The organism is Epilithonimonas tenax DSM 16811, assembly GCF_000428485.1.
Taxonomy (GTDB): Bacteria; Bacteroidota; Bacteroidia; order Flavobacteriales; family Weeksellaceae; genus Epilithonimonas; species Epilithonimonas tenax.
Genome location: NZ_AUAA01000044.1, coordinates 1 through 24,524, shown reverse-complemented (window position 1 = coordinate 24,524; position 24,524 = coordinate 1). Strand labels below are relative to the sequence as shown.

The 24,524-nt window shown below is 35.6% G+C and carries 27 protein-coding genes; 1 reads left to right on the top strand and 26 read right to left on the bottom strand.

Annotated features, from left to right (window positions below; all coding sequences use genetic code 11):
- Nucleotides 1-275, top strand: a 275-nt coding sequence (locus F564_RS0114875; protein ID WP_154656805.1) for a transposase, incomplete at its 5' end; no start/stop codon positions are given.
- A 7-nt stretch (nt 276-282) separates the two neighbouring features.
- On the opposite strand, the gene F564_RS0114870 is transcribed toward F564_RS0114875, so the two are convergent.
- The 26 genes from F564_RS0114870 to F564_RS20795 form a co-directional block, all read right to left on the bottom strand.
- On the bottom strand, nt 283-2,391 hold the full coding sequence (locus tag F564_RS0114870) for an HsdM family class I SAM-dependent methyltransferase (protein ID WP_028123313.1): 2,109 nt from the start codon (nt 2,389-2,391) through the stop codon (nt 283-285).
- Nucleotides 2,381-3,067: a hypothetical protein gene (locus F564_RS0114865; RefSeq protein ID WP_028123312.1), complete on the bottom strand. Its 687-nt coding sequence runs from the start codon at nt 3,065-3,067 to the stop codon at nt 2,381-2,383. The genes F564_RS0114870 and F564_RS0114865 overlap by 11 nt, the downstream gene beginning before the upstream one ends.
- A gap of 78 nt (nt 3,068-3,145) precedes the next feature.
- The gene (locus tag F564_RS21035; protein ID WP_051259696.1) at nt 3,146-4,237 is read right to left on the bottom strand and encodes a hypothetical protein; all 1,092 of its coding nucleotides are present in this window, start codon (nt 4,235-4,237) and stop codon (nt 3,146-3,148) included.
- A gap of 22 nt (nt 4,238-4,259) precedes the next feature.
- Nucleotides 4,260-5,129: a hypothetical protein gene (locus tag F564_RS21030; RefSeq protein WP_028123325.1), complete on the bottom strand. Its 870-nt coding sequence runs from the start codon at nt 5,127-5,129 to the stop codon at nt 4,260-4,262.
- Between the two features lie 5 nt (nt 5,130-5,134).
- Nucleotides 5,135-5,845, bottom strand: coding sequence for a hypothetical protein (locus F564_RS0114850; RefSeq protein ID WP_028123324.1), 711 nt, complete (start codon nt 5,843-5,845; stop codon nt 5,135-5,137).
- A complete protein-coding gene (locus tag F564_RS0114845; protein WP_051259697.1) occupies nt 5,835-6,710 on the bottom strand; it encodes a M23 family metallopeptidase in 876 nt (291 codons plus the stop codon). The genes F564_RS0114850 and F564_RS0114845 overlap by 11 nt, the downstream gene beginning before the upstream one ends.
- Nucleotide 6,711: 1 nt before the next feature.
- Complete coding sequence (locus tag F564_RS0114840) at nt 6,712-8,703, bottom strand: type IV secretion system DNA-binding domain-containing protein (protein ID WP_028123322.1); 1,992 nt, start codon at nt 8,701-8,703, stop codon at nt 6,712-6,714.
- 4 nt (nt 8,704-8,707) lie between these two features.
- Complete coding sequence (locus F564_RS0114835; RefSeq protein ID WP_154656889.1) at nt 8,708-9,007, bottom strand: hypothetical protein; 300 nt, start codon at nt 9,005-9,007, stop codon at nt 8,708-8,710.
- Nucleotides 9,008-9,011: 4 nt separating this feature from the next.
- A complete protein-coding gene (locus F564_RS0114830) occupies nt 9,012-9,881 on the bottom strand; it encodes a DUF4138 domain-containing protein (RefSeq protein ID WP_028123320.1) in 870 nt (289 codons plus the stop codon).
- A gap of 4 nt (nt 9,882-9,885) precedes the next feature.
- Nucleotides 9,886-11,094 carry a conjugative transposon protein TraM gene (traM, locus tag F564_RS0114825; protein WP_028123319.1) on the bottom strand — a complete coding sequence of 403 codons (1,209 nt, stop codon included), beginning with the start codon at nt 11,092-11,094 and terminating at the stop codon, nt 9,886-9,888.
- Nucleotides 11,095-11,128: 34 nt separating this feature from the next.
- Nucleotides 11,129-11,482 (bottom strand): hypothetical protein, encoded by a 354-nt coding sequence (locus tag F564_RS0114820; RefSeq protein ID WP_028123318.1) that lies wholly within the window; start codon nt 11,480-11,482, stop codon nt 11,129-11,131.
- Nucleotides 11,483-11,484: 2 nt separating this feature from the next.
- Complete coding sequence (traK, locus tag F564_RS0114815; protein WP_028123317.1) at nt 11,485-12,099, bottom strand: conjugative transposon protein TraK; 615 nt, start codon at nt 12,097-12,099, stop codon at nt 11,485-11,487.
- Nucleotides 12,100-12,122: 23 nt separating this feature from the next.
- Complete coding sequence (locus F564_RS0114810) at nt 12,123-13,370, bottom strand: membrane protein (RefSeq protein WP_028123316.1); 1,248 nt, start codon at nt 13,368-13,370, stop codon at nt 12,123-12,125.
- Between the two features lie 2 nt (nt 13,371-13,372).
- Nucleotides 13,373-14,203, bottom strand: a complete 831-nt coding sequence (locus F564_RS0114805) for a hypothetical protein (RefSeq protein WP_028123315.1) — start codon at nt 14,201-14,203, stop codon at nt 13,373-13,375.
- A gap of 6 nt (nt 14,204-14,209) precedes the next feature.
- On the bottom strand, nt 14,210-14,875 hold the full coding sequence (locus F564_RS0114800) for a hypothetical protein (protein WP_028123314.1): 666 nt from the start codon (nt 14,873-14,875) through the stop codon (nt 14,210-14,212).
- Nucleotide 14,876: 1 nt separating this feature from the next.
- Entirely contained in the window at nt 14,877-15,563 is a 687-nt protein-coding gene (locus F564_RS0114795; protein ID WP_028122623.1) for a hypothetical protein, read from the bottom strand.
- Between the two features lie 11 nt (nt 15,564-15,574).
- Entirely contained in the window at nt 15,575-16,243 is a 669-nt protein-coding gene (locus F564_RS0114790) for a hypothetical protein (protein WP_028122622.1), read from the bottom strand.
- The gene (locus F564_RS0114785; RefSeq protein ID WP_028122621.1) at nt 16,230-19,304 is read right to left on the bottom strand and encodes a TraG family conjugative transposon ATPase; all 3,075 of its coding nucleotides are present in this window, start codon (nt 19,302-19,304) and stop codon (nt 16,230-16,232) included. Before F564_RS0114785 ends, F564_RS0114790 begins: the two co-directional genes overlap by 14 nt.
- The gene (locus tag F564_RS0114780; RefSeq protein WP_028122620.1) at nt 19,276-19,590 is read right to left on the bottom strand and encodes a DUF4133 domain-containing protein; all 315 of its coding nucleotides are present in this window, start codon (nt 19,588-19,590) and stop codon (nt 19,276-19,278) included. Before F564_RS0114780 ends, F564_RS0114785 begins: the two co-directional genes overlap by 29 nt.
- Before the next feature lies 1 nt (nt 19,591).
- Nucleotides 19,592-19,912 carry a DUF4134 domain-containing protein gene (locus tag F564_RS0114775; protein ID WP_371462110.1) on the bottom strand — a complete coding sequence of 107 codons (321 nt, stop codon included), beginning with the start codon at nt 19,910-19,912 and terminating at the stop codon, nt 19,592-19,594.
- 135 nt (nt 19,913-20,047) lie between these two features.
- Complete coding sequence (locus F564_RS0114770; RefSeq protein ID WP_028122619.1) at nt 20,048-20,641, bottom strand: hypothetical protein; 594 nt, start codon at nt 20,639-20,641, stop codon at nt 20,048-20,050.
- 34 nt (nt 20,642-20,675) lie between these two features.
- On the bottom strand, nt 20,676-21,371 hold the full coding sequence (locus F564_RS19410) for a ParA family protein (protein WP_051259641.1): 696 nt from the start codon (nt 21,369-21,371) through the stop codon (nt 20,676-20,678).
- A 48-nt stretch (nt 21,372-21,419) separates the two neighbouring features.
- Complete coding sequence (locus tag F564_RS0114760; RefSeq protein WP_028122618.1) at nt 21,420-22,907, bottom strand: relaxase/mobilization nuclease domain-containing protein; 1,488 nt, start codon at nt 22,905-22,907, stop codon at nt 21,420-21,422.
- Nucleotides 22,904-23,266, bottom strand: a complete 363-nt coding sequence (locus F564_RS0114755) for a hypothetical protein (RefSeq protein WP_028122617.1) — start codon at nt 23,264-23,266, stop codon at nt 22,904-22,906. The genes F564_RS0114760 and F564_RS0114755 overlap by 4 nt, the downstream gene beginning before the upstream one ends.
- 37 nt (nt 23,267-23,303) lie before the next feature.
- On the bottom strand, nt 23,304-23,627 hold the full coding sequence (locus tag F564_RS0114750; RefSeq protein ID WP_028122616.1) for a bacteriophage spanin2 family protein: 324 nt from the start codon (nt 23,625-23,627) through the stop codon (nt 23,304-23,306).
- Nucleotides 23,628-23,637: 10 nt separating this feature from the next.
- Nucleotides 23,638-24,524 (bottom strand): hypothetical protein (locus F564_RS20795; RefSeq protein WP_034981749.1); only part of this gene is annotated, 887 nt, incomplete at its 5' end.

The window sequence follows — 24,524 nt, the reverse complement described above, 5'->3', positions numbered from 1 at the left end:
TCAATTATGCGAATATAAAGCTGGATACACCCATGAGAAACAACCAAAAAAATTATCAAAAACAAAAATATATTTTCAGAAAATCGAGAAAAAGAATAGAGACATTATTCTCTCAGCTTTGTGACCAATTTAAAATCAGAAACAACTACGCAAAATCATTTGAAGGTTTTAAAACAAGGATATTGAGCAAAATAACAGCATTAACTTTCATTCAATTTGTAAATGTTTTTGTATTTAATAGAAAAATGAATAATATTAAAATTGCATTAGTTTGATAATGCACTACGAGTACTCAGTCTGATTTTTTATATTGTGAATAGAAATAATCCTGTCATTTTTTTCAATCAATTCTTTTAATTTTTCATCAGAAAACGATGTCGGCTTTGTGATTAGATCTTTGCGCAGTTTTTCATACTTGCTAATTTCAGTCGTAATTGTGGGAGATTTAAACTTAATGTCATTGAGTTTGGAAAGTACTTGGTCAATTTTTTCTTGAGCTTCTGTTACATTGAGTTCATTTTTATTTTTGTTTTTGTTTTCAATCCTCGCAGGATCTTCAATTTTTGCAATCCCTTTTTTAGGTACAGAAACTTTATTTTCAACTTTAGCTTCTTCCTCTAAAAACAAATCTTCAAACAGATTTCCGATCCGTTGGGTTTCTATCCTATTTTTAAACTGGTCAATCTTAAATAAAGCTTCATCTAAATTTCCGCGAATATATTTTTCTAATCGCCCGAACCGGTTGGTTTTCTCTCGGGTTTCACCCAAAATTCTTGCTGGGTTATCATCGAAATAATTAGAAATATCAGTAGAGATATTTTGAGTGTTTTTTCTTAGAATGATAATGTCGGTTCCGATTTGTGTTCCTGCAAAAGCTCCATTGGGTAAGCGGAAACCTTCCAGAATATTGGCATTTTTTAAATTGCTTCGACGGTTCAGCCAAGATGATGGAAGTACCATTGCCAAAACTCCATTAGGTTTTAGTGAATCCAAAGACCGTTTAACGAAATAATCTTCGTATTTTGAAATTTTAGGCTCCTCTCCCAACCCCTTGTAAAGTCCCCGATGTTCACCATAGGGCGGATTCCCGATGACCAAATCATACTTTTCTGAAAAATCTTTTGAGTCTTTTCTATTACCTCGATCATCAATAAATTCAGTTTCAAACGAACGAAGATTAATGTCCGCCTCGGGATGTAGAATTTTGGCAATTTTTGCGGTGGTCTCGTTGATTTCAAAACCTGTAATTTTAGAATTTACAGATAATCGGTGAGTAGCATAAATGAAATTTCCGGTTCCAATACTAGGTTCTAAAATAGAAATTTCTTTTTGGGTTTTGAAATGGTCTTTGATTAAATTACGGACGGCATCAACGATTTTATCCTGCGTGTAGTATTCATCTAAAATCCCTCTACCCTCTTTTGAAGTTCCACCACTTTGGAATTGGTTGCAGATTACTTTTAAATTATCAGTGATGTTAAGATTTTCCTTTAGAAAGATTTTGTGGTCGTCAGAAACAAAACAAGCTGCGGAAACCAATTCTGCAACTTGTTCATTATTCAGTTTTCGGTCTTTATATCTTGAAATGAGAGCATCAAGCTCTACATAATTTGTTGAATTTTCGCTTACCTCGGAAAATCTTCCTTCGGATCTTCGTCTATCGGATACAGGTCTCCCGGATATGATTCCGCCCAAGGAATGTTCTCTTCCCTCATTTTTTTGAGCATTTTCCGATTGTGTTCCACCATCGGATCCTCTTTCTCGGTCTCTGTTTCCCAAATTGCTCCGCTCTGTGCCTGCAAGTCCATTTCCAGCATTGTTGCTGCCCAATGATTGTCCGCTTCCGTAACTTCCGATTTGCTCGGATTGGTTTTTTGAGCCAAGTTCTCCAGTGTGTTGTTCAGGTGTTCCGTTTCCCACTTGCTGAGAATCGGATGTTCTTCCGGATTCAATTGCATTGCTTTCATTTTCAGAAATTTTTGGTTCAACTAAATTAGTATTTTTATCTTGACGATTGAGTTTATTGTCTAAATATTCGCTTAGGTCTTGATTCCCATTTTCAGAAATTTCATACAACGGACGAACGTCTTTGATATTTTTGCCATTAAATTCTGTAAGAATTTTCATGGTTATTGCATTTCCCGTTCTGTCCCCGGTAAGACAAAGAAACATTTTACCATCATAATTCTGATATCTATTGAGGAACTTTTTGCTATTTGAACCGGAATTAAGCGTAATCAATGTTCTATTATTGACTTTCTTATTCATTTGAAGAAGCTCCAAGAATGAAAGCATATCCTTACTGTTTGTGAAAACAATAAGTTCCTTTTTATTTCCTTCAACTACAGAAATGTCATTATTTATCTCATTAAAAAAATCTTCATCTTTCACTTTTTCTGCTTTTTATGAAGTGGTTAAATTCAAAAATTTCTTTGGCTTCACTGTCCCAGTTTTTTCTTGCTATCAATTGAAGCGTCACGAATATGTCCGTCTTTTTATTGTAAGAATCAATCCTTTCAAGCCTACCTTGGTAGTCCTTTTCCACGTGTTTGTAAATAGAGTACGGTAAAATAGTATCCGTTGGATAAATGTAAAATCGGGTGTACATCCAAGGTGAGTTGATTTCAAATCGTTTGTATTTTTTCTTAAACAAAACCGTATCACTCAGATTTTTTCTGTTTCTGTAATTGGGGATTTTTTCCTGAGAAAACAATGTTCCTCGTTTTTTCTCTTCAACCGAAAGCGGCTTTTGTTTTTTTATGACGTCTGACAGAATAATTTTGCCCGGATTTTCATTTTCAATGGTATAGCACAATGAATCTTTAATGAAATAAATCTGTTGGGTTATTTCGAGAGCATCAGCATCCGGAATCCTTTCTATAATAGAATCTCGCGAATAATTAAGGCTTGACAAATGAAAACTTTGGATCTTGTCCAGATTTTTGGAAACATCGAAATATACATTAGAAACAACATCGATTCCTCCTTTTTCGGATTTGATTTCTTTGTGGCAGGAAATAAGAGCAAGTAGTAAAAATAACCAGGGAAGTATTATAAGTTTTTTCATTTTGGTAGATTTAAAAAAGCGGCAGCCTAATTAATTTGACTTACCGCTGGGAAATAAATGATTGGTTGTACGTGTTATCTATCGTTTAATACTTTGTTCTTTCACGTTATTTTTTTCGTGCTTGTTGTCTTGTTCCAAACCTTCTAAAGGTTTATTGGTATTGATTCTGTTCATATCGGAATCATACAGATTCATATTTTTGTATTGCGGATTCAGCACCGCTTTGCCTTCTATGACTTTATCATCCAATTCAAATTTTACCTTGACGATATTTCCTTTTTCCAGAGATTTTATGGTACTTTCCTTCCATTCCGGCTTATCGAAGATCAGTTTGGATTTTTCTACGATCTGAGCCGTATCAACACCATAATTTTTGTAAAAATTCTGGAAATTATAATTTCCTTTTTCAGTTTTGGATTCGTTAAAATTCAGTTTGGCAAATGCAGGTTCTATTTTTTCTGTTTTCGGATTGTGAAATTCTATTTTTACCGTACGCCCTTCCAAAAGGTTGACTGCTTCTTTAGCAGTAAATGTATTTACTCTGTTAACAGGAAAATTGTGGGAGATAACGTCGCCATTTTCTTTAGTGAGTTTAGCATTATAAAAATTCATAAAGACACTTCCATTTTCTATCTTATTGAATTTTAACGTGAATTCCATTTCATTTCCGGGCATCGTTTTGTCGGAAGTGGTTTTAATTTCGAACTCTTTTTCGGGAGCATTAATCCCATTTTCTAAATCTTTGTGCAGTTGTTCTCCTTCTCCGAAACCAAGATATTTTAACTGAAATTTCGGATACTGAGATGGTTCATGTTCTTTTTGTGTTTCCATAATGTTTGGGTTTTGATTGTTAAATTTTATTTCGTTGATTGTTAATATTCGATTTTTTGGTAAACTATCTTCTTCCAGATAGATTTTTAAAATTTCACCGCTGATCAATATTTCATAAGATTCGCCATATTCCGATTTTTCCAACAAGCCAAAAGCTAATGCGTATTTATCATTTTTGGACAGGTCGTGTCCATCAAGGACGTCCGGAATTTGGTCTAATTGTTTATTGGTCAAAGAATAATCTCCATTCGTTGTTCCAAATTCCATTTTTTCTGAATAAGCTTTTCTCTGGCTTGAGGTAATATGTAAATTTTCCAGTATGAATTCGTTTTCTTTCATAAAGATCCTGTAATTGAGAAGATCATTTTTTTTCCTCTTCGGAAAGTTTCGGATTAAGATTATTTTGCACCGCTTTTGCTTTTAAGTCGTTTTCAACATAGCTTTTGAATTCGTTCAAACTTTTTGGAGCATCATAAAAATCTCTCATACCTGTCCATTCTCGCCGACCGTACGGTAATGTATATTCCTGATTTTGAAGATCATAGCTGTAATACCTATGACCGCTTGGACTCCTCAGCGAGCCACTCCCATCATCGTAATCGTTCCAGGTCCAGCCATTCGGAAGACTAGATGCAGGGATTAAATTTTCCTCAAAACCTTCATCTGAAAAAAAGTCTACATTTTTTTCCAGATCAGGTTCTTCAATTTGATGAGCCACTTCTAATAGTAACTTTGCTGCTTCAACTTCATAATTTCGATAATGATGAGCTTGCTTTTCATCAATTTGTGTATAGGTCAATCCGGAACTTAAATCAGTTTTTTTCTCCAATTCCTGAGCCCAGAGATCAGAGAGAAACTTCTGCTTTATTGACTCATAACTTATAGTTATTTCAGTAGATTCCCTGTTATTTTGCAAGATCAACTGTTTATTGGCTAGTTGCTGCTTTTCAATAAATCTGACTAATTCAGCAGGATTGTTAAATGTATCCCTAATAACGAGATCGGGATTTGAATTAAAAATTGTTTTTAATGTAAAATTTGAACCTATGATAACTGCTCTTCCCTTAGATTGGTGAATGGACATAAAATTTTTCTCTTTATCAGTAAATATCCTCTCTCCGTCCCGAAAAAAAATTTCAGGTGACATACTTTCCATTTCCTTCACAAAATTTTTATAAGCCTTCGTTCTCGGAACTATATTCTTATCAAACCAGGTTAGATTATCTTCCATTTTATTTACCTTCTAAACTTTCTTGATTTCTCCACTTCTTCGTCATGCTCCTGCTCATCGTCTCTTCTTTGATTGGCATCCTGATAAACATCCGGATCATTCACATTCAGCTGAATGTCGGAATCATCTGCTTTGGAGATTTGTTTTTGGCTTGTAGCGATGCTGTTCACGGAATTGATCTCTCTGGAAACGATGCTGAGATCATTCGTTATCTCCTTGGCTATTTCAGGATACTCGTCTATCTTGTCCAAAAGATAACTTTTCAGTTTCAGCAATTCATTTTTATAACGATTCAGTTCTTCTGTATCCTTTTTATCAGCAATGATGGCAGTAAGCTCCGTAGCGTTTTTGATGAAGTCAAACTCAACAACTTTGCTGGTTTCTTTGTCAAAAATGAAAGCTTTTTTTTCAAGCGCAGAAAACTCCAGCGACAGCTTGTTAGAGACCTTTTGAATATCGGTATATTCAACTCTGTCTTTACTGTTTTTAAGTATTTCCGGTAGTTTTTTATCTCGCTCTAAAAAGATGACCTTTAGTTGGGTATTATTATCCGTAAGCTGAAAAGTTGCCCTGTTTTTGTCGTTGTCCGCGACAATGGTGTATCCCTTCAGAAATTTCTGAATATCATCTGCATTCAGTTTTTTAGAGAATGACAGATCTTCATAGATAATTCCGTATTTTTTTAGTTCGTCTGTTGGTAAAGTATTAGTGTTCATAACGGTTTGCTATTAAATTGTTTACTTTTATGAGGTCATTTAAAAAATGAGAAGGGTTGATGCTTTGTCCGAATTCTTTCACCGAAAAATGCAGATGTGGTCCTGTGGAGTTTCCGGTATTCCCGCTTTTTCCGATGACAAATCCGGCTTTTACTATTTCTCCTGCCCGATAATATATTTCTGAGAGATGCAGATAGGAAGTTTCGAAACGGTTAAAATGTTTTACTTTTATGAAATTTCCCCCGCCTTTAGAATCCCAGCCTGTTGCTGTAACAATTCCATCCATTACAGAATAGACATTCTCATAGCTGGCTTTTAGGTCGATCCCATTGTGCATTTTTTTTGTCCTGAAAATAGGATGAGTTCTTGTTCCGTACGAAGATGTAATGGTGATTTTGTTTTTAAGAGGCATTACAATTTTTGAAAAAGATGCTGCCGGTTCATCTACAAAATCATACGTTGTAAAAAAGTTTTGTTTTTTTGATGCTTGGTTTGTTTCTTCTACTCTATTTTGTGCTTGCAGCATCAAAGAATCTTTCAGTTTTTCAAACTCATTTTTTCGTATTTCTTTTACACTGCTATACTCTTTAATCAGTGTTTTCAGTGAATCTATTTGACTCGTTAACCACTTCGTCGAACCTTTGGTTTCATTTTTTAAATCTGATTTTGTGGTGATATTTAAAACTTGCTTCCAAGATTTCTTAGCCTTCTTTTGTTTTACCGGATCTTCAATATTAGATTTTTCGGATACCTTTGGATTTTCAGATTTTTTCGGTATTGTTGGTGTAATCGTATTGAATTGGGCAAAGCATAAGCAGCTGTAAAACAGCGCCATCAATGTAAATGTGTATTTTAGTTTTTTCATTTTACGCAGCTTTAATATTTTCATTCACAATGAGTTCCACTTCTTTGTTGATCTTTCTAAAGTTGGTCATCAGCACTTCTTCTTTGCGGTTAACCCCTTTTTTATCTACAAAAGAGTAATAAGATGGCATTTTAACATAGTTTTTTTCTTCTTCTTGAATCGCTTTCATATCCAGGTTAATTTTACCACTAATTGCAGACGTTTTATATTCCTCAGCATCATTTTCTTCTCCCTGTGCGATCATTCCAACCATTTCTCCGGTTTTCAGAGCCGCAATTTTTCCGGCAGGAATCATATTGTCCATCTTTTCATTAATACTGGTGGTCGTCCCTTGCTGTGAAATTGATTGTGAGTATGATTTCTGTTTAATTTTCCCAAATAGTTTTTCCAACCAATCCAATGTATTTTTGTCTCTGGCAGAACCGGAAATAATATTTCCAACAATCGCAGAAATAGTATCTGCAACTTCTTTTTTGTAGAACTGTCTGAGCTGCGGAATTTCTTGTAATCCAAGCATTACAGCAACTTTATTGCTTCTTGCAGTGGCCACGATGTTATCAATTTTATGAATATAAATCGTCGGAAATTCGTCTGCGATAATTCCTCCCGGTAAATTGTGTTTGGAATTGATCAATCTTAAAGTCCTGTTTAATACCGAAGAATACAATGCAGAATTAATATCCTGTGTTCCCGGGTCTGATGCCAGAATAATAATAGAAGGATTATCTCTGTCGGTTATCTTCAATTCTACTTCATCTCCTGAAAACACCCAAAAACTTTCTTTTGTTGCCAATCTTGAAAGGAAAATTTTGAGTGTTCCGATTTGGCCTTCCAATTGGTCAAATGCTTTGTTGTCATAGGCCGTCTTGAAAGGTGACAGCAAAGAGAAAATTTCTTCATTGGTAAAAAGCGTGTCGAAAATTTCTTTATAGCTTCTATTCATAAAGGAAAGAATATGAGGCAAATCAGAATATTTTCCATTTTCGAATGTTGCAAAAAAATAAATGCAGGACGAAAGGAAATTTATCGCAGATTGGGTAAAGAAAGCTTCAGAACCACCTCCAGAACTGGAACCTCCTTTTTGCAAAGATGAAACCATTGATTCTGCCATTTCCTGGGCTTCTGCTAAAGTTTGGATGTACTTCTTATGAAATGGATTGACTCGTTTTGATTTTTCCACTTCATTGAGATTGATGACGTGGAAATTGTAATCGTAGTCTGCTTCCTTACTTTTTTTCAACAAATAATGGTAGTATGCAATCTGTGCTAGATCAGGAAATTTAAAATCGTAGATGCAGAGACAGAAACCTTTGGCGATCATTTGTCTTATGGCGGGATTGATGACACCAAACGACTTTCCAGAACCTGGTGTTCCGATGACCATTGTTCCTCTAAAAGGATCAATATTAATATACCCTTCATATGTCTTATTTTTATATCTGAAGATGTAAGGAATGTTAATCGAAGTATCAGTGTTCATTAATTCTCGATTCTGATCGAAAGATTCTTCTTCAACATTCCAGCGGTCTTTTCCCATTTTCTGCTGCACCAGTTTTGAAATACTGTCTGCACCCATTTGAAGAATAACGGCTCCTAAAAAAGAAAGAACAGCATAAATTACCTGATAGAGATTAAATCCGGGAAATACTTTTGGAAGCTTCGCATTTCCTGCCTCATTTTGACATATCAGCGAAGAGAAAATCATCAGCAATCCCAAAATCATAGGAACGACAATTTCCTTAGCAACATTGAGGTCTTTCTTTTTCTTGGCTTTTGTACCAATCGCAACTAATCCTATCAAAATCACGGTTGCAAACTTGGCATTGATGGGTGGGTAAATAAAACTCAGCTTTGAAAAATTTTTCAATAAGTTCGATACTACCCGAACATCAGCATTAAGGTAAAAAAGCGAAGCACAATCTAATGCAACGACCGCATAAACTGCCTTTTGCAGAAAGCCATAAATTTTTATTTGATGTTGTTGTTCTTGCATTATTTTAATTTTGTGAATTACGAACTATATGTTCTTTTGATGATTTTTTTAAATTTTCCCAACATTTAGCATTGTGCATTATTTGTTTACCCATATTTTTAAAATCTTCCTCCTTTTTTGTCAATTCAATATGGTAGTTTTGTAATTCTTCGAGCTTTTCAGCTAATTCCATTTTTTTTTCTTGCAGGGTCTGCATATACTTTATTGATCTTTTTTTAGATTGATATATCTCACGCATACAAATCAAAAAGAAGAATATAGATAAGCAAAGTAGGATTGTAATAATTAATACACTTGTATCCATTATTTTAAAATGTATCAGCTTGTAGAATTTCAGAATAGTTGACCTTCATTTCTATGGTTCTTCCAGAAAGCTGTTCTTCTATTAATCGTATCATCATCACTTTACTGTTTGGGTAAGTGAATTTTTTAAAAACATAAATATTTCTGAAATTTTTTCTGAAATGTTTTTGGGGATTCAGTTGTAAAATTGGGGTAAGATCTACACTTTGGTTATTAGTTGCTTTATGGATTTTTTTATCTTCTAAGGAGAATTTCAAATCCTCAATGTCATAGCTTAGGTTTGAATTATTTTTGATGGTCATATCTAAAAAGATGTAATCACTGATGACATAGACATTATTGAGCTGAAAGCTTAGTTTAAGATTTTTTTCTTCCCTTATCGGATTTTTCTCAGATTTTTTCTGAATAATGTCAATTGCGAATTTTCGCAATTCAAGATTTGAGAAAACCATTTTATCAAACTCTACAGGCTGCATTGCTTCGGGTTGAATATGGATATTGGTAATCGTATTGAGGTTGTCCTGGTTTCTGTAAACAACTTTGTACTGTGCGATGAAAGACTGCGCAACAACGGTTATCACTCCGATTTTATTACCAGTAAAAAAAACAGATGGTGTTTTGATTTTTCCTTTCTCGTCAGAATCAGGATGGTCTGTGATTTTTATTCTGGCAATATTGGTCGCTGGCAAATCTCCCGTTAGTAGTTCGGTTGACAAATCCACATACTGAATGGGCTCCGGCGAAATAATATGCAGGTTGATTCCTTCAGTAATTTCAATTTCCGGTAAGTCGGAAATAATTTGCTCTTTGGTTGCTGTTTGTGCAGTGAGTAAGTTTGCTACGAAAATTAAAAGCGTGTATAATAAAGTTTTCATTGTTTTATTTTTTTTGGTTTTGTGAATCTTTCAATTGTTTTTCGTCGATGAGAAAGACATAAGAATTGTACTTCAATTTTGCTTTGTTCTCTTTGATCAGGTTGGCAATAGATTTGGATGTTGATGTAAACAGGCTGGATCCAATACTTGAGAAGAATCCTTTTCCGCCCATATCCATCTGAGTGCCTTGTACAGAGTTACTTCCCATTTCCCGCATCATATCTCTGAAAACACTTTGTGGAACGTACAATCCTTTCATACCGTCAACATCATAAATAGATAGATTGACCGGATAGATTTCTCCATTAGTAAAGACCGAAACAATATTGAGATTAACTCGTTGCATTGAAAATCCTGAGATCTGACCATATAAAATGGAACCTTTTGTTATTTTTTTGTTTCCAACAAAGATGTCTTCCAACAAGCGGAACCTGATCCTGCTTCCTAAAAACCCTTTGTTATTTTCGTCAATGACCGCCTTGATAAAACTATTTTCCTTCTCTTTATAGAAAGCATTGAAACCACTGTTGATTCCGGATTTGCTCACATTGAAAGTTGAATTGAGAAAATCATCCATCTTATCCTTATTTGATTTGAGTTTCTGTTCTGCAGCAAGTTTGTTTTGGTACTCAGGATCACGGGACTTTTCTAAAGAATCCATCACAAGCATTTGTTCTTTCAGATATTTTACAGGGTCTGGTTGGGTAGTTTGAGTATTGGTTTTCGGATTTTCTAAAGCATAATCTTTTTCTGGCTTTCCGTAAGATTTGTCATTCAGCATTTTTATAATCTCAGAAGACCTGTTGTAATCTTTGTCATCCCTTTGTGATTGATTTGGTTTGTAATACGAGGATTGATTTTCTTTCGTCTGGTATCTGTTTTGTCTTCCGTTTTCTGCTTTTAAGGAATCAATTTTTCTTTTTTGTGCCAATGACAATTGGTCATCATAGTTTAACAAACTATCTTGTTCTTTGTCCAATCCACCAAGCATTGTTCGGTTGTCCTCTTTTTTGAAAAACGCATCGTAAGCATCATTTTTGGTCATAATCGAATCTTGCGTATCGCCCAGTGAAATAGACAATTCTTTTAGTTTCTCTTTTTCAGACGTGTCTTCTTTGACAAACTGCGCTCCTACATAGCAGAAAAGAAAAAGAAATGGTAAAGCCAATAGTGGCAAAACATATTTTTTTTCTTTAAAATTTATTTTTTTCATTTATTTTTAATTTTTATATAAATTGCCTCCGGTGCTACCGGCCATTTTTTAATTTTTGGTATTGGTTGAACAGATAGTCAATTCGTAAGCTGTCTTCTTTGTTCAGTGCGTTTTGGTCTCTTTTTATTTTTAAAGTTTTCAATTCCGTCACGATTTTCTCCATTTCTTTATCATTGTTTGCTGTCAGATTTTGAGTGGTCTTGTTTTTAGAGTATAAAACCGGAGGCCTTATTTTAAATGCTGTTTCTGAAGGAAAAAAAACACCTTGAATGAGAGACCCAATAAATGAAACCGACAGTAGAATCATTGAATACGTGAAGAATTTCTTCGGATGTTGAACTGCCCACTGCAGCCATTTCTGACCTTTTTTTTTAAATGTAGTTTCCATTTTTAGTAAGAGTTTTTGTTTTGATTGGATAGTTCTTCGTTATTGATGATCCGCCAGTTTTTAAGGATCACGCCGTGAGGATTATTGGGACTTCTGATGATGTCTTCAAAAAATCCTTCGGTAATCAGCTTCCTAGTAATGACGGAAGATTTTCTTGTGATCATTTGTTTCCCGAAAAAAGAGAATTTCTCCTGTTCCATATTGAGTGCAATTGAATCGGTATGGATACTTACCATCGAACTGGAGGCGATGATCTGATTGTAAAAACCTTTTTCTTTTAAGTTGGTATATTCTTTTTTTCCGCTGTCATCTATGAGATACAATGACTTTTGAATATTATCTTTGATATAGGTATCATCTGGTGCGAGCGTAAAAAACAATCGGTGGAAAAGTTCTATTTGCGCTTTGTATTCTACAGGTCGATTCAGTAGTACGTCCGTTTGCTTGGCAAGAACCGGAACGCCATTGTCTAAAATGTAAATTGATTTTCTGGAATCCTCAATCATTCTGTATGCAAAGAAAAATCCGGCAATGACAATGAAAACGGCAAAAACAATGGTTGAGATTGAAATGACCTTGTTGATTTTAATTCTTTGTTCTATATTTTTGATAAGCATTTTGTTTTGGTATTTTTTTGAGGTTATTTTCCATTTTTCAGCGCTCTTTGAACTCTTCCCGATGCTGAACCTGCTGCTGCATTTTTTGCTGTGGCTGCTGCTACAGATGCACCACCTGTTTTAGCTGCCAATATTGCTGTCTTTGCACTGCTTGCCATTTTTCCTGCTGCACTTTTCATTTTAGTCATCGCTCCCGCCCCTCCGGCTGAAACAATACTGTCTGCAATTGTAGGGGTCATTAAAACTCCGATGCCTGTTACAACATAGGCAACACAGGTAAAGAGCTGGTTATAAATCATTCCCGAATTACTCACATAGACCATTAAAGCGTCTAAGTTGGTAATGGTTCCATTGGATAATAAGGTATCATACCTTTCGATCTCCATTGTATAACCGGAAGCGATCAATTGCTGACCGATGTTGATGATCGTGTAGGCAACAAATGTGTAAAGATTAATGTTGATGAATTTTGAGACCCAACTGTATAATGAATTTTCAAATCCGGGAATAAGAGCCATTCCAACAGCTATCGGTCCTAAAATGATTAAAATGTAAGACCATATTTTTTGAATGAAGAAAATGAGATATACACAAATCCTAAGAATGGAAAGGCAACAAAACTCAATGAGTTCTGCGACTAATTTTTGCATTTGGAATTCCATTCGTATTGACCATTCTTTGATAGGCTGAATCAATTTATCCAATCCCTCACTGATATCAAACCACGAATCATCAGCATCTTCAGTGGTATTCTCAATGACTTCCTGCTTCGCATCTTCTTCCGCTTTCAGTTTTATAACAGCATCCAATAATTGTTGCTGTTTTTTAAATCTTTCAACCCGTAGATCATTGACTTCCGATTCGATTTCGCTGAAAATTGAGATTCCGGGTTCGGCAATGGCCTCAAATGGCGCTTGAATCATACTGACAAATCCACTCCAATAAACAAGCGTAAATCCGATAAGAATTGGTTTCAGCATTGGAGTGATTTCCCATTCTCTATCTCCGGCCGCCATTTGCCAACCCATATATCCAAGGTACATGAGAGCGCCTAAGCCGCCTATTGCTTTTCCTACCAAAGCAGATCCGGCGGCGCTATCTTGTACACTATTGTCTAATTTGGTAAAAACCTCCATAAACCATTTTTCAAAAGCGCCATCTCCTTTTAAAAATTGGAGTAGATTACTGTAATCGCCGTCTGTCTGGGCGAAACCCATTACAGGTAAAAGAATTGCTAATAGGCAAAAAGTTAATGTTATCGTTTTATTCATTTTTAATATCGGTGTTTGTAGTGGTTCATTATATTTTGAACAATCTGCCCGTCTGATGAAGGTGTCCACGCAGGTGGCAAAGCAAAATTTGAATGGTTTTTCAGAATATTCTTGTAATCTGTAAGAAGTGTTGTCTTGTTGTTGTGCTTCCTTAATTCCTGAACAAATTTTCGCCATTTGATAAGGGTTTCGTGGTACATAATGAACCTTTTTCCCCTTGGCATATCCATACTTCTGGACATTGAATATTTTTCTTTGATGAGATCCAGTTCTTCCTGAAGTCTTTTTAATGCTCCTGTTGAGCTGAGTGTTTCAAACGTTTGCAGGTCTTTCAGTCGCCACTCGATAAAATTTTGAGGTGTATCGGGAAATTCAGTAATAGGTTTTAGCATTCGTTTGTAATACAATAGCCAAAGAGGATCGGCATCGACAGTAGCGGACGTCCAATGGGCAAAATCCTGAACGCTCCTTTTATGAATGGTATCTGAAGCTGCTTTTATCTTTTTTGCTTCTTCCTCTTGAAACTTTAGCTGGGCAAACCTTTGATTTTGAACTCCTGTCGGTTTTAATGGACGAATGTCTTCCCCATCCTTATAATCCCTGTTGATTTTTGGAGCCCAAATTCCCCACACCGTTGCGTAGGCAAAATTGGTTTGGATTCCTAAAAAGTATTTTGGATATGGTCTCCAATCTCCCCAATCTTGAAAGACCATTCTTTTATGCTGGGCAACAATGGAAGGATCATTTAATCTCTTGACGCTGACTTGTCCAAACACACTGCCTGTAATCAAGATGAACTGAAATAGGCTGATTTTTTTTAGTAGATTTTCCATAATTTTTTAATTAAAGAGGTAATGGTATTTGGTGATGATGTCGCCAACAATGGCTTTGTCTATATTGATGTAATTACGAAGCACCGGAACCTGATACAGATAAGGGATTTTCTTGGCATTCTCTAATCGTAAATTGATGTACAGAATATTTCCGTTGATATTTCTGACCCTTGTAAAAATCTTTTCAATCAGCATTTCCCTATCCATTGCGTCCATTAGAAAATCTTTTTCCTCATTTAGAATGTCCTGCGTAACTTCCTGCTGAAGTTTCGTCGTCTGCTTCCCGATTTCAACATAATATTTTGAAATGAGTACCGAATATTCAGGATGCTGTGCTGATAGATCCAGCATTTTATTGGAGTTCGTTACTATTTTACCCAAATATTGATAGAGATAAATGAGTTTTTTGCTCTGGGTCAAGGCTGAATTCACATTTTTCAGTTGTTGATAGATGTATTCCTGAATCGCAATGATCTGCGTGATTTTATTGTTGATATCATCATACAATTCTTTTTGCTTTTCATAGGAATCCAGAAAAGCCTGTTCGCTTCCTAATCGAACACCGTGGTTTACGGTGATCTGTGACAGAAGTTTGTCGTTAATCACTATTTGCTGGCTTTTTACAGATGCAACAGAGAAGAAAAAAACTCCGGAAAAAAATAGTTTTTTCATTTTAGAAAGATTTGATGTTATCCATGATGCTTTCAACTACTTGCTTATCCCTATTGACATAATATTGAAAGGCTCTTTTGTTACGTTTTACTTTGGCTTTAATATCTCTTATCTTGAGCAGCATATGCGTAGAATTCCTGCTTATTGCCTTTAGTTCCCCTAAAGCATAGTCCAATAATACTTTACGTTCTGATTTTTCCATTTGGTTGATGGCTCCGTAAGACAAAATGATCCCTGTTACTAACCTTGTTACCATTTGCAGATCATCAACAAATTGAACCTGGGAAGGCAATACCGCAATAATTGAATAAGGAGCATCACTTATTTCATTGATAATAGCAGTCTGATTGTTTGTTATTTTGGTTATTTCCCTGCTCATTGCTATTCCTGTCGGTACAGCTTGAATGGCAAATGAAATAATCCGCAATCTGTCCTGAACTTTGGTAATCTTTTCCTTGAATTGGTTCCATTGGGTTCTATTAGCTGTTTCTACGGTAGCATTGGCAATTTGTTTTTGGCGCATTTCCTTTTGCCTGTCGTGTTCTTTCATAGTGGCATTGATTTCTATATCCATCATCGGAAAAGAAACATTTTCCTGTTGCCAGGCAGGTGTAGAACCGCCACCGGAGGATGTCAACACAAAATAAACAGCCGGAATAAATAGGCTAAGAAGAATCTTCTTTAACATTTTGTAATTTTTTAAAAATTCCGTTTGTACCTGTTCATTATGTTTTCAACAATACCTTTGTCGGTATTGATATACCCTGCAAATGGATTAATTGAATTCCAGAATCCTAATCGATTGGCTTTTTCCAATCGTAACTTTATCGCCAAAAGCCAAAGCTTCAGATTTTTCACATTACCGGAAATATTATGCAGGATTTTATATCGATCTCCTGCAGTAGCAAAATTCAGTTCTCCGGATGCGAGAATATCAGATACATCGGTCACGATCTTTAGACTTTGCTCATAGGTTTTTTGTGAAGCTTTCACTCCGAATATTGCATATTCAGGATGTTCTGATGCTAGTTGTACAACCTGCGATGAATAATTGTAGCATTTATTAAGCTCAGAATAGATTTCCTGTGCCTGAATTCCATTTTGTAAAGTGCCGGAAACTTCTTTTAAACCCTTCAAAATTTTATTCTGAATATCATTAGCTGCAACCATCTGGGTTCCCACCCAGGTTTGTGCGTCCTTTAACTTTGAAGTTTCCTCAATGACTTCGTTCTGTTTGGCTTTCAGATTTTCAGAATAGAGAATCATTGCCGCCGTTACGGTTGGGTCGATGTAGGTGTTTTGAGCGAATGCCATTGTCCCATAAAGTGGGAAAAGAAGCATTACTATTTTGAGACTAAATTTTTTCATATAGCTCTTGTTTTTGGTTGATTAATTCTAAAAAACTGAGATTTCGGTCTTCCAATTCCTGCGAGATGACTTTGAAAACATTCTTTCCTTTGTGTTCTTTTTTCATCATTCTGTAAAAGGAATTGATTTTTTGATCCAGAGGATTTTGATATAAGTTCACGAGTGACACTAAGTTTTCGAGACTATCTCCGAAGGTTTTTAAGTCACCAACTATCCTGTGCAATGCTTCGTCATAGTCTCCATATTGATGCACATAGTACTCAACTGCTGACTTTTCGGGCTTTTCCGTGGTATAGGTCAAATACTGTTCAAGGGACACTTCATTTCCATACACTTCTCCTTTTGAACCTCGTTTCAGATAAAATTCCTTGAATCGGCTCCTCCCGAATTTGTTGTTAAGATTGTTGATCGTAAAAATCTTGTTTTGCTCTACTTTATTGAGCGAAAGCAGTGATGCTATTTTATCAAAGTTGTCTTTGAACTTCGTCTGGTCAAGCAATATAAACGTGTCCGAATTATTGATGATGGAATCTTTAACCACTGCATTTCCAATAATATCATCCAACTCCTGCGTTACCACTACTGCTTCTCCCCAAAATTTCCTTACCGTTTTGTATAAATAAAGAATGTAGCCTCCCATCAGTTTACTCGCAATGGCTTTCCAGGCTTCTTCGATAATCAATGCTTTCCTGCGGTCTTTTCTAAGGCGCATTTTCTGAATAAAAGTGTCCATTATAATGAGTGTTACGATCGGAAAGAGTTTGGGATTATCTTTTACATTATCAATTTCAAAAACAATAAAAGATTCGTCAAACAGCGTATTATCTGCATTTTCATTTAACGTAGTGCCGTACCTTCCGCCTTTGTAAAAATCTTTCAGTACAAATAAAAAAGTGCGCAGATTAAATTCCTTTTCTATAATATTGTGTTTTTTGTTATTCAGGTAGATAGGAAGAAATTGATCACAGTAATCATAAAACCCATTGAACGAAAGTTCTGCTACTGTTAGCTTTTCTTCTAATTCTTTGATTTTTCTGATGATGGCTTTTCTAAAGGATTCATTCCATTCATCAGCTGATCTGGGTTGTCTGATGATGTCATTCGACTTGATTAAAATCAACTGCGTTTCATTGTATATTTTCCTTCTTTCTTCATCGTTAAGCGTGTCATACGCTTCATAAACCTTGTAAAAATTTTCGCTTTCATATTCCGGATTATTGATGTTCTTATCAGGATGATAAAATTTCAACAATTTTCTTCCTGCTTCTTTTATTTCATCGGAACTGGCATCGAAAGTAATTCCCAAAATGTCATAGTAAGTATGCTGTCCTTTGGCTTCATTCTCATATTCAGAAAAAAGATCCTCTTCGTGAATGTTGTATTTACCCAAATATAGAATGAGTTCTTCAGATGTTTTATTTTCATACCACTGTGTTCCCGAGTTGAAATACTGATGGTAATACGACATCAACACATTGTCTAAAATGGATTTTTGTGCGGATGACATTGCAGCATCCGGACCTTGCCAGATCAGGAAGATCAGGTTGGTCAAAAATTCGATTTTTTCGATATTAAATTCTTTCTTATTCATCAGAAAAGGATTCATAGTAATCGGTTTTTCTTCAGTGTATTGGATGTATCTTCCTCCCTTATATTTGCAGGTTCCCGAATAGGAATCTCCCGTATCAACAATGACTACATCATAATTGTAGGTCAAATACTGCTCGATAATATTGTTCATTAAAAAACTCTTGCCTGACCCACTAGGTCCGAGAACGAACTTATTTCTGTTATTAATTCTTCCTATTTTCATCGGTAGATCCGAAGGATCTACTTTTAGTGGAACGCCTTGTCTGTCTGTAAACCTCAGATAGAAATTGGATTCTTCATTGACGGGGTAACTTTCTTTAAAAAAAAAACACAAGGCCGCTTCGCTTGTCGTCATAAACAGATCATACTCCCTGAGTTCTGTTCCATTACCAGGAATGGCTGATCGCCAGAGTTCCAATTGGTTGTAGGCATTTTTTGAAACAATGATTCCTTTTGTGAATAATTTGTTTTCTATCATCGATTGGATGTTCTCCATTTTTTCCAGTGTCTGTGCAGAAAAAAGGATGGAAAAATGAGCGTTAACAACTAGCTGTCCGTCAATGGCTATGTTATGAAGCAGGGTCTGAATCTCGTCTGCTATGATCGCATTGGAAGGAGAATTGTTGGCTGCTCCCTCGTGCTTTTTCTTCTTTTTGTCGAGTTCCCTCTGCTGCTGTGCCTGAAGCGGAATCACAATGATCTGATTATAGACAATCGTTTCGTAGTCTTCCAGTTCATTGATAAAACTAAAATTATCAACCGCCGTCTCAGCTGCCGCGCCATTACCGCCGAGAACAGAATAAGGTTCGATTTCTGAAGGTAAATCGATGTTTTCTACATCCACGTAAGAAATGTTCTTCACGAATCGGTTCCCAATCTGCAAAAATTCGTTGGTGCTTTTGATATTATCAAATAGGGGAGATTCGGAAAACTGCATCGACAAAACACCAGAAATGTAATATTCAAAATCTTTCTCAAACAAAAACTGCGGTTCACAGTCATTCTGCTTCAAAAGCATCAATACTTTTTGGCATTTGTCCCGTAGTTCTTTATAGCTTTTTTCAGAGAAATTGTAATGCTTTTTTTTCTTTTTCAGTTTATCATCAATAATATCTGTAAAGAACAGAACCGTTTCAATGGTTTTGAAAAGCCTGCCGTCAAAATGTTCTGAATATTTTTGTTGTAGAAATTGGTTGGATTGCTCTGCAGTATATTTCTTCTTAGAAAAAATATCGAGCTTCTGAACAATTCTTCCCTCTCCAATGATCGATACCACCTGATTTAACACCGTGTGGAAATTAAGATAGCTATCCGGGTCTGCCGAATATTGCTCTACAATATTTTTTATCTTGATCCCGATAATCGGATTACCATATTGTCCGAAAAGGACATCAAAATCCCAATTGAAATCTTTTCCATAATCATAGCCTATAAATGGGATGCTAAATGCTTGTTTTTTTGTTGTTGCCATTCTTTAAAAGTTTATTACTGTCTAACCTTTTTGGAAAAATTAAGATGTGATCGAAGTTTTTGGTCTTGTCATACAAACCATACTTATCCTGTCTTTTGAAAATGAAGTAAACACCTCCCGCAGTGACTGCAAGACCAAGCAAAGAGCCTAAGAGACCAAACTTCGAGAGTACCAATGCGGAAATGATCCCGCCTCCGATGACGCCGACTGCGTAAAAGATGTATTTCCCTTTGAGTCCGAAGAATACAAGAGGCTTTTTCAGCCCCTTGTAGAGATAGAATCCCATATTAGGCAAAGAATGCTGTTACGAATTCCGGAACTACAATCAGGAATATCATTGCTCCACCATAACCAAGGATCTCTTTGTTGACATCCTGATCACCATTCGTCCATTTGTTGTAAACCCGAAGACCTCCGATGAAACCAACCAATCCTCCTACTGCTTTCAAGATCAGTTTGACCGGATCCCAATAATCAGTGATATCACTTGCTGCATTCGAAATTGCTGTTGCACCACCTTGGGCAAATGCGGGGGTTATCGCCATAATTGCCAAGGCCAGGGTTAGAACTTTTTTTGTTGTCACGTTTTTTGTGAAAAAATTTTTCATCATAATTCAAAAAATTTATAAAGGGTTAATAATCAATTGAGTGTTAAATTTTGGGCATAGAAGTCCCGGACAACGGATGGAAATCCGCTGTTAATTCTAATAATCAGTGCGTTAGATTTTGTTTAAGTTGGCTAACTACATGGTGGATTGATAAACTTTGTATCCATCGTAGTTCGCAACCATTTGAACCAAGGTTTCAGAAAGATTGAGCATCGCCTTCCAATCTTTTATTCTGGAAGTTTTCTGGTCTGCACTAACCGTGATCGGGTTTTCGCTAATCACTTCATTAGGTTTCTGATTTTCCTTTTCGGTTGATATTTTTTCCTTTTGTTCAAAATACTCTTCGCTTGATTCAGCATTTTCAGGATGTGATTGGTTTTCAATTTCGGTAAAATCCTTTTTTGATGGATTATCGAATTCATCCAGATCTTGTTCAGATTCAAATTGTTTTCTTAAATACTCCAGATCTTGTCGTTCTTCATTTCCTTCAGTGATATCAGAATGGATTACATTTTTATTAAAGGACTTGGGAGTGTTGAGATTTTCTACATCTTCAATCCCTATAGTTGCAGTAAGATCTTCGTACTGTTCGGAAATTTCGGACAAAGAAAATTCCTCCGTCTCTTCTTTATAGGTTTCTCTTTCTTTTTTCAGAAACAGATCGTATAAGATATTACCTGCATAATACATCAGATAAACAGCCAGAATGGTAAGTGAGATTTTTATCATTTTTTATTGATTTAGTTGTCAGTCGATCGTTGTTTTATGTTGGTATTGAATCTTTTATTTTTTCCTTCTTTTTAATCACTTGTATTTTGATTTTTGAGGTTTCATTGATGTATTTTATAAGTTCATCGAATGTATGTTCTACTGCATATTTTTGTTTGCTTATCAGGCTTCTGGTATTAATAGTTTGTAGGCAGTTTCTTTTGAATACCGGACTTGGCAGCAGCATTCCATATTTTGCGAGCTCAATGTCCATTGCTTCCTGATTCAGATACTTGTAGCCTTTATCATATTTGGAACGGATAAATACTCTTTCAGCCTCACTTTCCAATAGTCCCAGCATATTGATAAAGACCAAAGTCGATTTTACAGAAACATCGGAATACTCAAAAGGTGTTACGATAAAATCACTGTATATGAGCAAATCACTGTATTTTGCATCGAGCGTTCCGGCCAAATCAAAGAGGTTAATCTCATCGCTTTCTTTTAAATTAATGAGAGTTTCAAAGTCTGAAAAAGGCTGCTCTTCTTCCTCGCCAATAATTTCTACATCGTACAATTTTGGAATGTCCAATAGCTCATCATCTTTCCATTTGTAGTAAAATGATTTCTGATAATCAAAATCGAAAACATTGATTTTCCTTTCTGAAATAGCGGTAATGTAATTGGCAAAAGCTATGGCTAATGTCGTTTTTCCGGTTCCTCCTTTTTGGGTAGCAAATGTGATGATCATAGGTTTTAGTTGATTTTTACTGGACTGAAGACGATTTTTCCATCAACTTTATCGTCTCTTTTTTTGTCTTTTTTTGAGTTCATTTTCGGCAGGGTCTTTTGCAGTTCCAGAACTTTTCATCAACTCAAAAAGAAGTTCGTTGACGGCTTTGTTTAATTCTGTTTTTTCATTATTTTCAGTCCGGTTTTCTGTTTGCACTTCATTTACGCTTATGGGATTCAGAAATTTTTGATATTCCTTTTCTCCGATTAATGGCTGAAGTTCACCCACGTAATGGAACTTGGTATGAACAGCATACAGCTTTCCGTCTTCAGCAGTCGTTATAGAAATATCTTTTTTTTCATCATTTGTGTTTTTGTTATTTCTAATAAAGTCCTTTACTTCAAACTGGACTTTTCGATAGGTTTCCAGATCTTTTTTACCCCGGTTTTCAAAAAGCATAAAGTCCTTGATTTCTGCTTCCGGATTATTCTTCTTAAAAAATTCAAGCAGGATCTTTTTTGTTTCCTGGCTGCGAATATTATAATCCTTCAGGATTTCAAAAGTCTTCTTATCCAGCTTTTCAGAAGTAAATTCAAATACTTCATTCATTTTCAGTAGATCACTACCTTTATATACTTTTTGTGTTTTATGGTCGATTACAGTGTAGCCAAAAGGATTTTTTTCTTTATGATGAAAAACCATATCGATCCCGAAAACATCTCTCAACTTTTTTTGAAGTTCACTTTCAAAAGTGATTTTTACTTTTAAATCATTTTCTTCTAATTTTTCTTTTGGGAGCATCGATTTCAGTTGCCTATCATCTTCTACTTTAAAAACCTTGGTGGAATACAATTCTTTGTATTTGCTTAATATACCTTTGATCTGCTTTGCCCTTTTATCATTTTTGCTGTTATCAAAAACAATCTGACTTCCTGAAAGTGTTTGCTGTATTACCCCGTTTTTTAAAATTTTAAAAGAATTTTCATCATTTGTGTTTTTGCCTATCTTATATCCATTTCTATTGAGTAGAGTTTCCAACTGATTAAGCGAACTTATTTTGTAGTTCAGCAGTTTTTCCAGTTCTTCTTCCGGTTTCTGACCATACAATTTTTCCATTGTAACGCTTAATGCTTTTTGGGCTTTAAGCCTTTCATAACTGTCATTGATCTTTTTCCCTGTCTGTTTATCAACTCGGGTAGAAACTATGTGTACGTGATTATTATCTGTATCCTTATGAAACACCACAATGAAAGGCTGTTCGCCATATTTCATTTCATCCATAAAATTCGCCGCGATCTTAGTCAGCTCTTCTTTCGAATGTCCTTGAAATTTCGTAGAGATCATTGCGTGAAATTGAGGTTTCTGCACTTTTTTGTTCCCAATCGAAATAGCTCTCAAATAGTTTCTTACTTCTTCCTTGCTGCTTGATTCGTTAATGAAGGAAGGAAAATTTTTCATCAGCTTTAATTCTCCGGTTCCATTATCAATTTTCTTATCGTTATAATGAACTCCTGGAAAACTCGGACCTGCCGGATCCATGATCTTAACAATCATTTTGATAGCTTTGCATAGATTTTCATAAATATTTCGTTCTGTTCTTTTTTCAGAATTAAGATCTCTGCTAACTTATCCGAAAAATTTCTGAGCTCTTTTTCGCTGATGAACTTTTGACCATTTGCTATTTTTGCTACCTGATTGATGTTGGTTTCAATTTTCCCGAAAATGTTATCCTGTTTTTCAATGAACGCCAATATTTTTCTCCTCTCATCATTTAAAATCCTGTTCTCAACAGAGTCGATGATTAAGCTTGTCAGAGAAATTTGCTTTTTGGAACAAAGATTTTTCCAGTCTTTCTTTTTTTGACCCTTGATCCTGATCAAAATCACCTCATCTTTTGCTTCATCAGTATTCATCTTTCAAATTCAAATTTGATTTTCTAAATGTTGTTTTCTATATTGGAACAAGGATGACCGTTGCAATTGCCATAATGCCTACAACGATAGAACTCACGACCTTTACTTTTTTCACTTCCCTGATTTGTTTTTTATCGATTGAGATAGTCTCTCCTTTTTTGGAAATGCCATAAATACTTTTATTATCAATTAATGTGATTTTTATTTTGTGGATTTTTGCAGTGAAATCCTGAACTTCATATTTCTGATTTATTTCTAGAGAATTATCTTTTAATGGTTTGCCCGGATTCGAAATAATAGCTCTACAAGATGTTAGCGAAACGATAATTATTAGCGATAAAGATTTAAAAAAAATTTTCATAGTTTTATGATTATGGCGTTACCCAACTTGTTACGCCGTTAACACTTTTCAGAATATATGTTCCGGTAGACGGAGGGTTAGGAACCGTTTCTGTTGCGAAACCAAATGATCCATCAGCTTTGGCAACCACTTTTTTTGTATAGGATAAATCTCCGTCTGCATTGGGCATTTGGGAAGGTGTTACGCTGAGCTTGCCATTGATATTTAACCATCTTTCAGAAAAATCCCCCGAAATCAAAGCAAATTTGTAATCCGTATAATTGTTCGTGATACTATCCCAAAAGCTGGTTGAACTTGTTGTGACGGGGGTTGAATGTATAGCCAGTTTATTACTTATGCTTCTGTTTCCTGTGGCTGGGCTGCCTGCACCAATACCAATGAAAATATTGTTAGATCCTGTTCTGTTTCCTGTTCCTGACAGGTAGCCGATAGATATGTTATCGTTTCCTGAAGTGATGTATGACATGGCTCCAGGACCAATTCCGATATTTCTGCTTCCGGAAATCACTCCATTTAAGATTCCGTTCAATGCTGAAACTCCTGCTCCATAATTAAGTTTACCTGTAATTTCGCCTTGAGACATTGCGTAAGCGCTGGCTGAATTTCCCTTTCCGGACGTTATATTTGAATCGGTGGCAAAAATAGAATTGTAATCACCTATGATTGGACTTCTGGAAATGCCCAGTATGTAATTTTCTTTCTCATCAAAATCAAGATGCAGACTGTTCTTGACAATAAGTTCAACCGTAGAAGTGTTGCCCTTGAGCGCAACTGTATCTAGTGGGTCTTCTTGTATAAATGACTTCCATAGATCACCGTCAAAATAATACAACCCGGACTTTGTGATATGAATGACCTGACCGGATAAATTAGTAGCTGGAGATGTTACAAACACGA

What these genes read in the sequence shown, in the direction of transcription:
- F564_RS19410 (WP_051259641.1), bottom strand. Translation starts at nt 21,371, where the DNA reads ATGATCATCACATTTGCTACCCAAAAAGGAGGAACCGGAAAAACGACA.
- F564_RS0114755 (WP_028122617.1), bottom strand. Translation starts at nt 23,266, where the DNA reads ATGAATACTGATGAAGCAAAAGATGAGGTGATTTTGATCAGGATCAAG.
- F564_RS0114810 (WP_028123316.1), bottom strand. Translation starts at nt 13,370, where the DNA reads ATGAATAAAACGATAACATTAACTTTTTGCCTATTAGCAATTCTTTTA.
- F564_RS0114845 (WP_051259697.1), bottom strand. Translation starts at nt 6,710, where the DNA reads ATGAAAAAACTAAAATACACATTTACATTGATGGCGCTGTTTTACAGC.
- traK (WP_028123317.1), bottom strand. Translation starts at nt 12,099, where the DNA reads ATGCTTATCAAAAATATAGAACAAAGAATTAAAATCAACAAGGTCATT.
- F564_RS21035 (WP_051259696.1), bottom strand. Translation starts at nt 4,237, where the DNA reads ATGAAAGAAAACGAATTCATACTGGAAAATTTACATATTACCTCAAGC.
- F564_RS0114760 (WP_028122618.1), bottom strand. Translation starts at nt 22,907, where the DNA reads ATGATTGTTAAGATCATGGATCCGGCAGGTCCGAGTTTTCCAGGAGTT.
- F564_RS0114790 (WP_028122622.1), bottom strand. Translation starts at nt 16,243, where the DNA reads ATGAAAAAATTTAGTCTCAAAATAGTAATGCTTCTTTTCCCACTTTAT.
- F564_RS0114865 (WP_028123312.1), bottom strand. Translation starts at nt 3,067, where the DNA reads ATGAAAAAACTTATAATACTTCCCTGGTTATTTTTACTACTTGCTCTT.
- F564_RS0114805 (WP_028123315.1), bottom strand. Translation starts at nt 14,203, where the DNA reads ATGGAAAATCTACTAAAAAAAATCAGCCTATTTCAGTTCATCTTGATT.
- F564_RS0114850 (WP_028123324.1), bottom strand. Translation starts at nt 5,845, where the DNA reads ATGAACACTAATACTTTACCAACAGACGAACTAAAAAAATACGGAATT.
- F564_RS0114830 (WP_028123320.1), bottom strand. Translation starts at nt 9,881, where the DNA reads ATGAAAACTTTATTATACACGCTTTTAATTTTCGTAGCAAACTTACTC.
- F564_RS0114835 (WP_154656889.1), bottom strand. Translation starts at nt 9,007, where the DNA reads ATGGATACAAGTGTATTAATTATTACAATCCTACTTTGCTTATCTATA.
- F564_RS21030 (WP_028123325.1), bottom strand. Translation starts at nt 5,129, where the DNA reads ATGGAAGATAATCTAACCTGGTTTGATAAGAATATAGTTCCGAGAACG.
- F564_RS0114770 (WP_028122619.1), bottom strand. Translation starts at nt 20,641, where the DNA reads ATGATAAAAATCTCACTTACCATTCTGGCTGTTTATCTGATGTATTAT.
- F564_RS0114785 (WP_028122621.1), bottom strand. Translation starts at nt 19,304, where the DNA reads ATGGCAACAACAAAAAAACAAGCATTTAGCATCCCATTTATAGGCTAT.
- F564_RS0114795 (WP_028122623.1), bottom strand. Translation starts at nt 15,563, where the DNA reads ATGTTAAAGAAGATTCTTCTTAGCCTATTTATTCCGGCTGTTTATTTT.
- F564_RS0114775 (WP_371462110.1), bottom strand. Translation starts at nt 19,912, where the DNA reads ATGAAAAATTTTTTCACAAAAAACGTGACAACAAAAAAAGTTCTAACC.
- traM (WP_028123319.1), bottom strand. Translation starts at nt 11,094, where the DNA reads ATGAAAAAAATAAATTTTAAAGAAAAAAAATATGTTTTGCCACTATTG.
- F564_RS0114840 (WP_028123322.1), bottom strand. Translation starts at nt 8,703, where the DNA reads ATGCAAGAACAACAACATCAAATAAAAATTTATGGCTTTCTGCAAAAG.
- F564_RS0114820 (WP_028123318.1), bottom strand. Translation starts at nt 11,482, where the DNA reads ATGGAAACTACATTTAAAAAAAAAGGTCAGAAATGGCTGCAGTGGGCA.
- F564_RS0114780 (WP_028122620.1), bottom strand. Translation starts at nt 19,590, where the DNA reads ATGGGATTCTATCTCTACAAGGGGCTGAAAAAGCCTCTTGTATTCTTC.
- F564_RS0114800 (WP_028123314.1), bottom strand. Translation starts at nt 14,875, where the DNA reads ATGAAAAAACTATTTTTTTCCGGAGTTTTTTTCTTCTCTGTTGCATCT.
- F564_RS0114750 (WP_028122616.1), bottom strand. Translation starts at nt 23,627, where the DNA reads ATGAAAATTTTTTTTAAATCTTTATCGCTAATAATTATCGTTTCGCTA.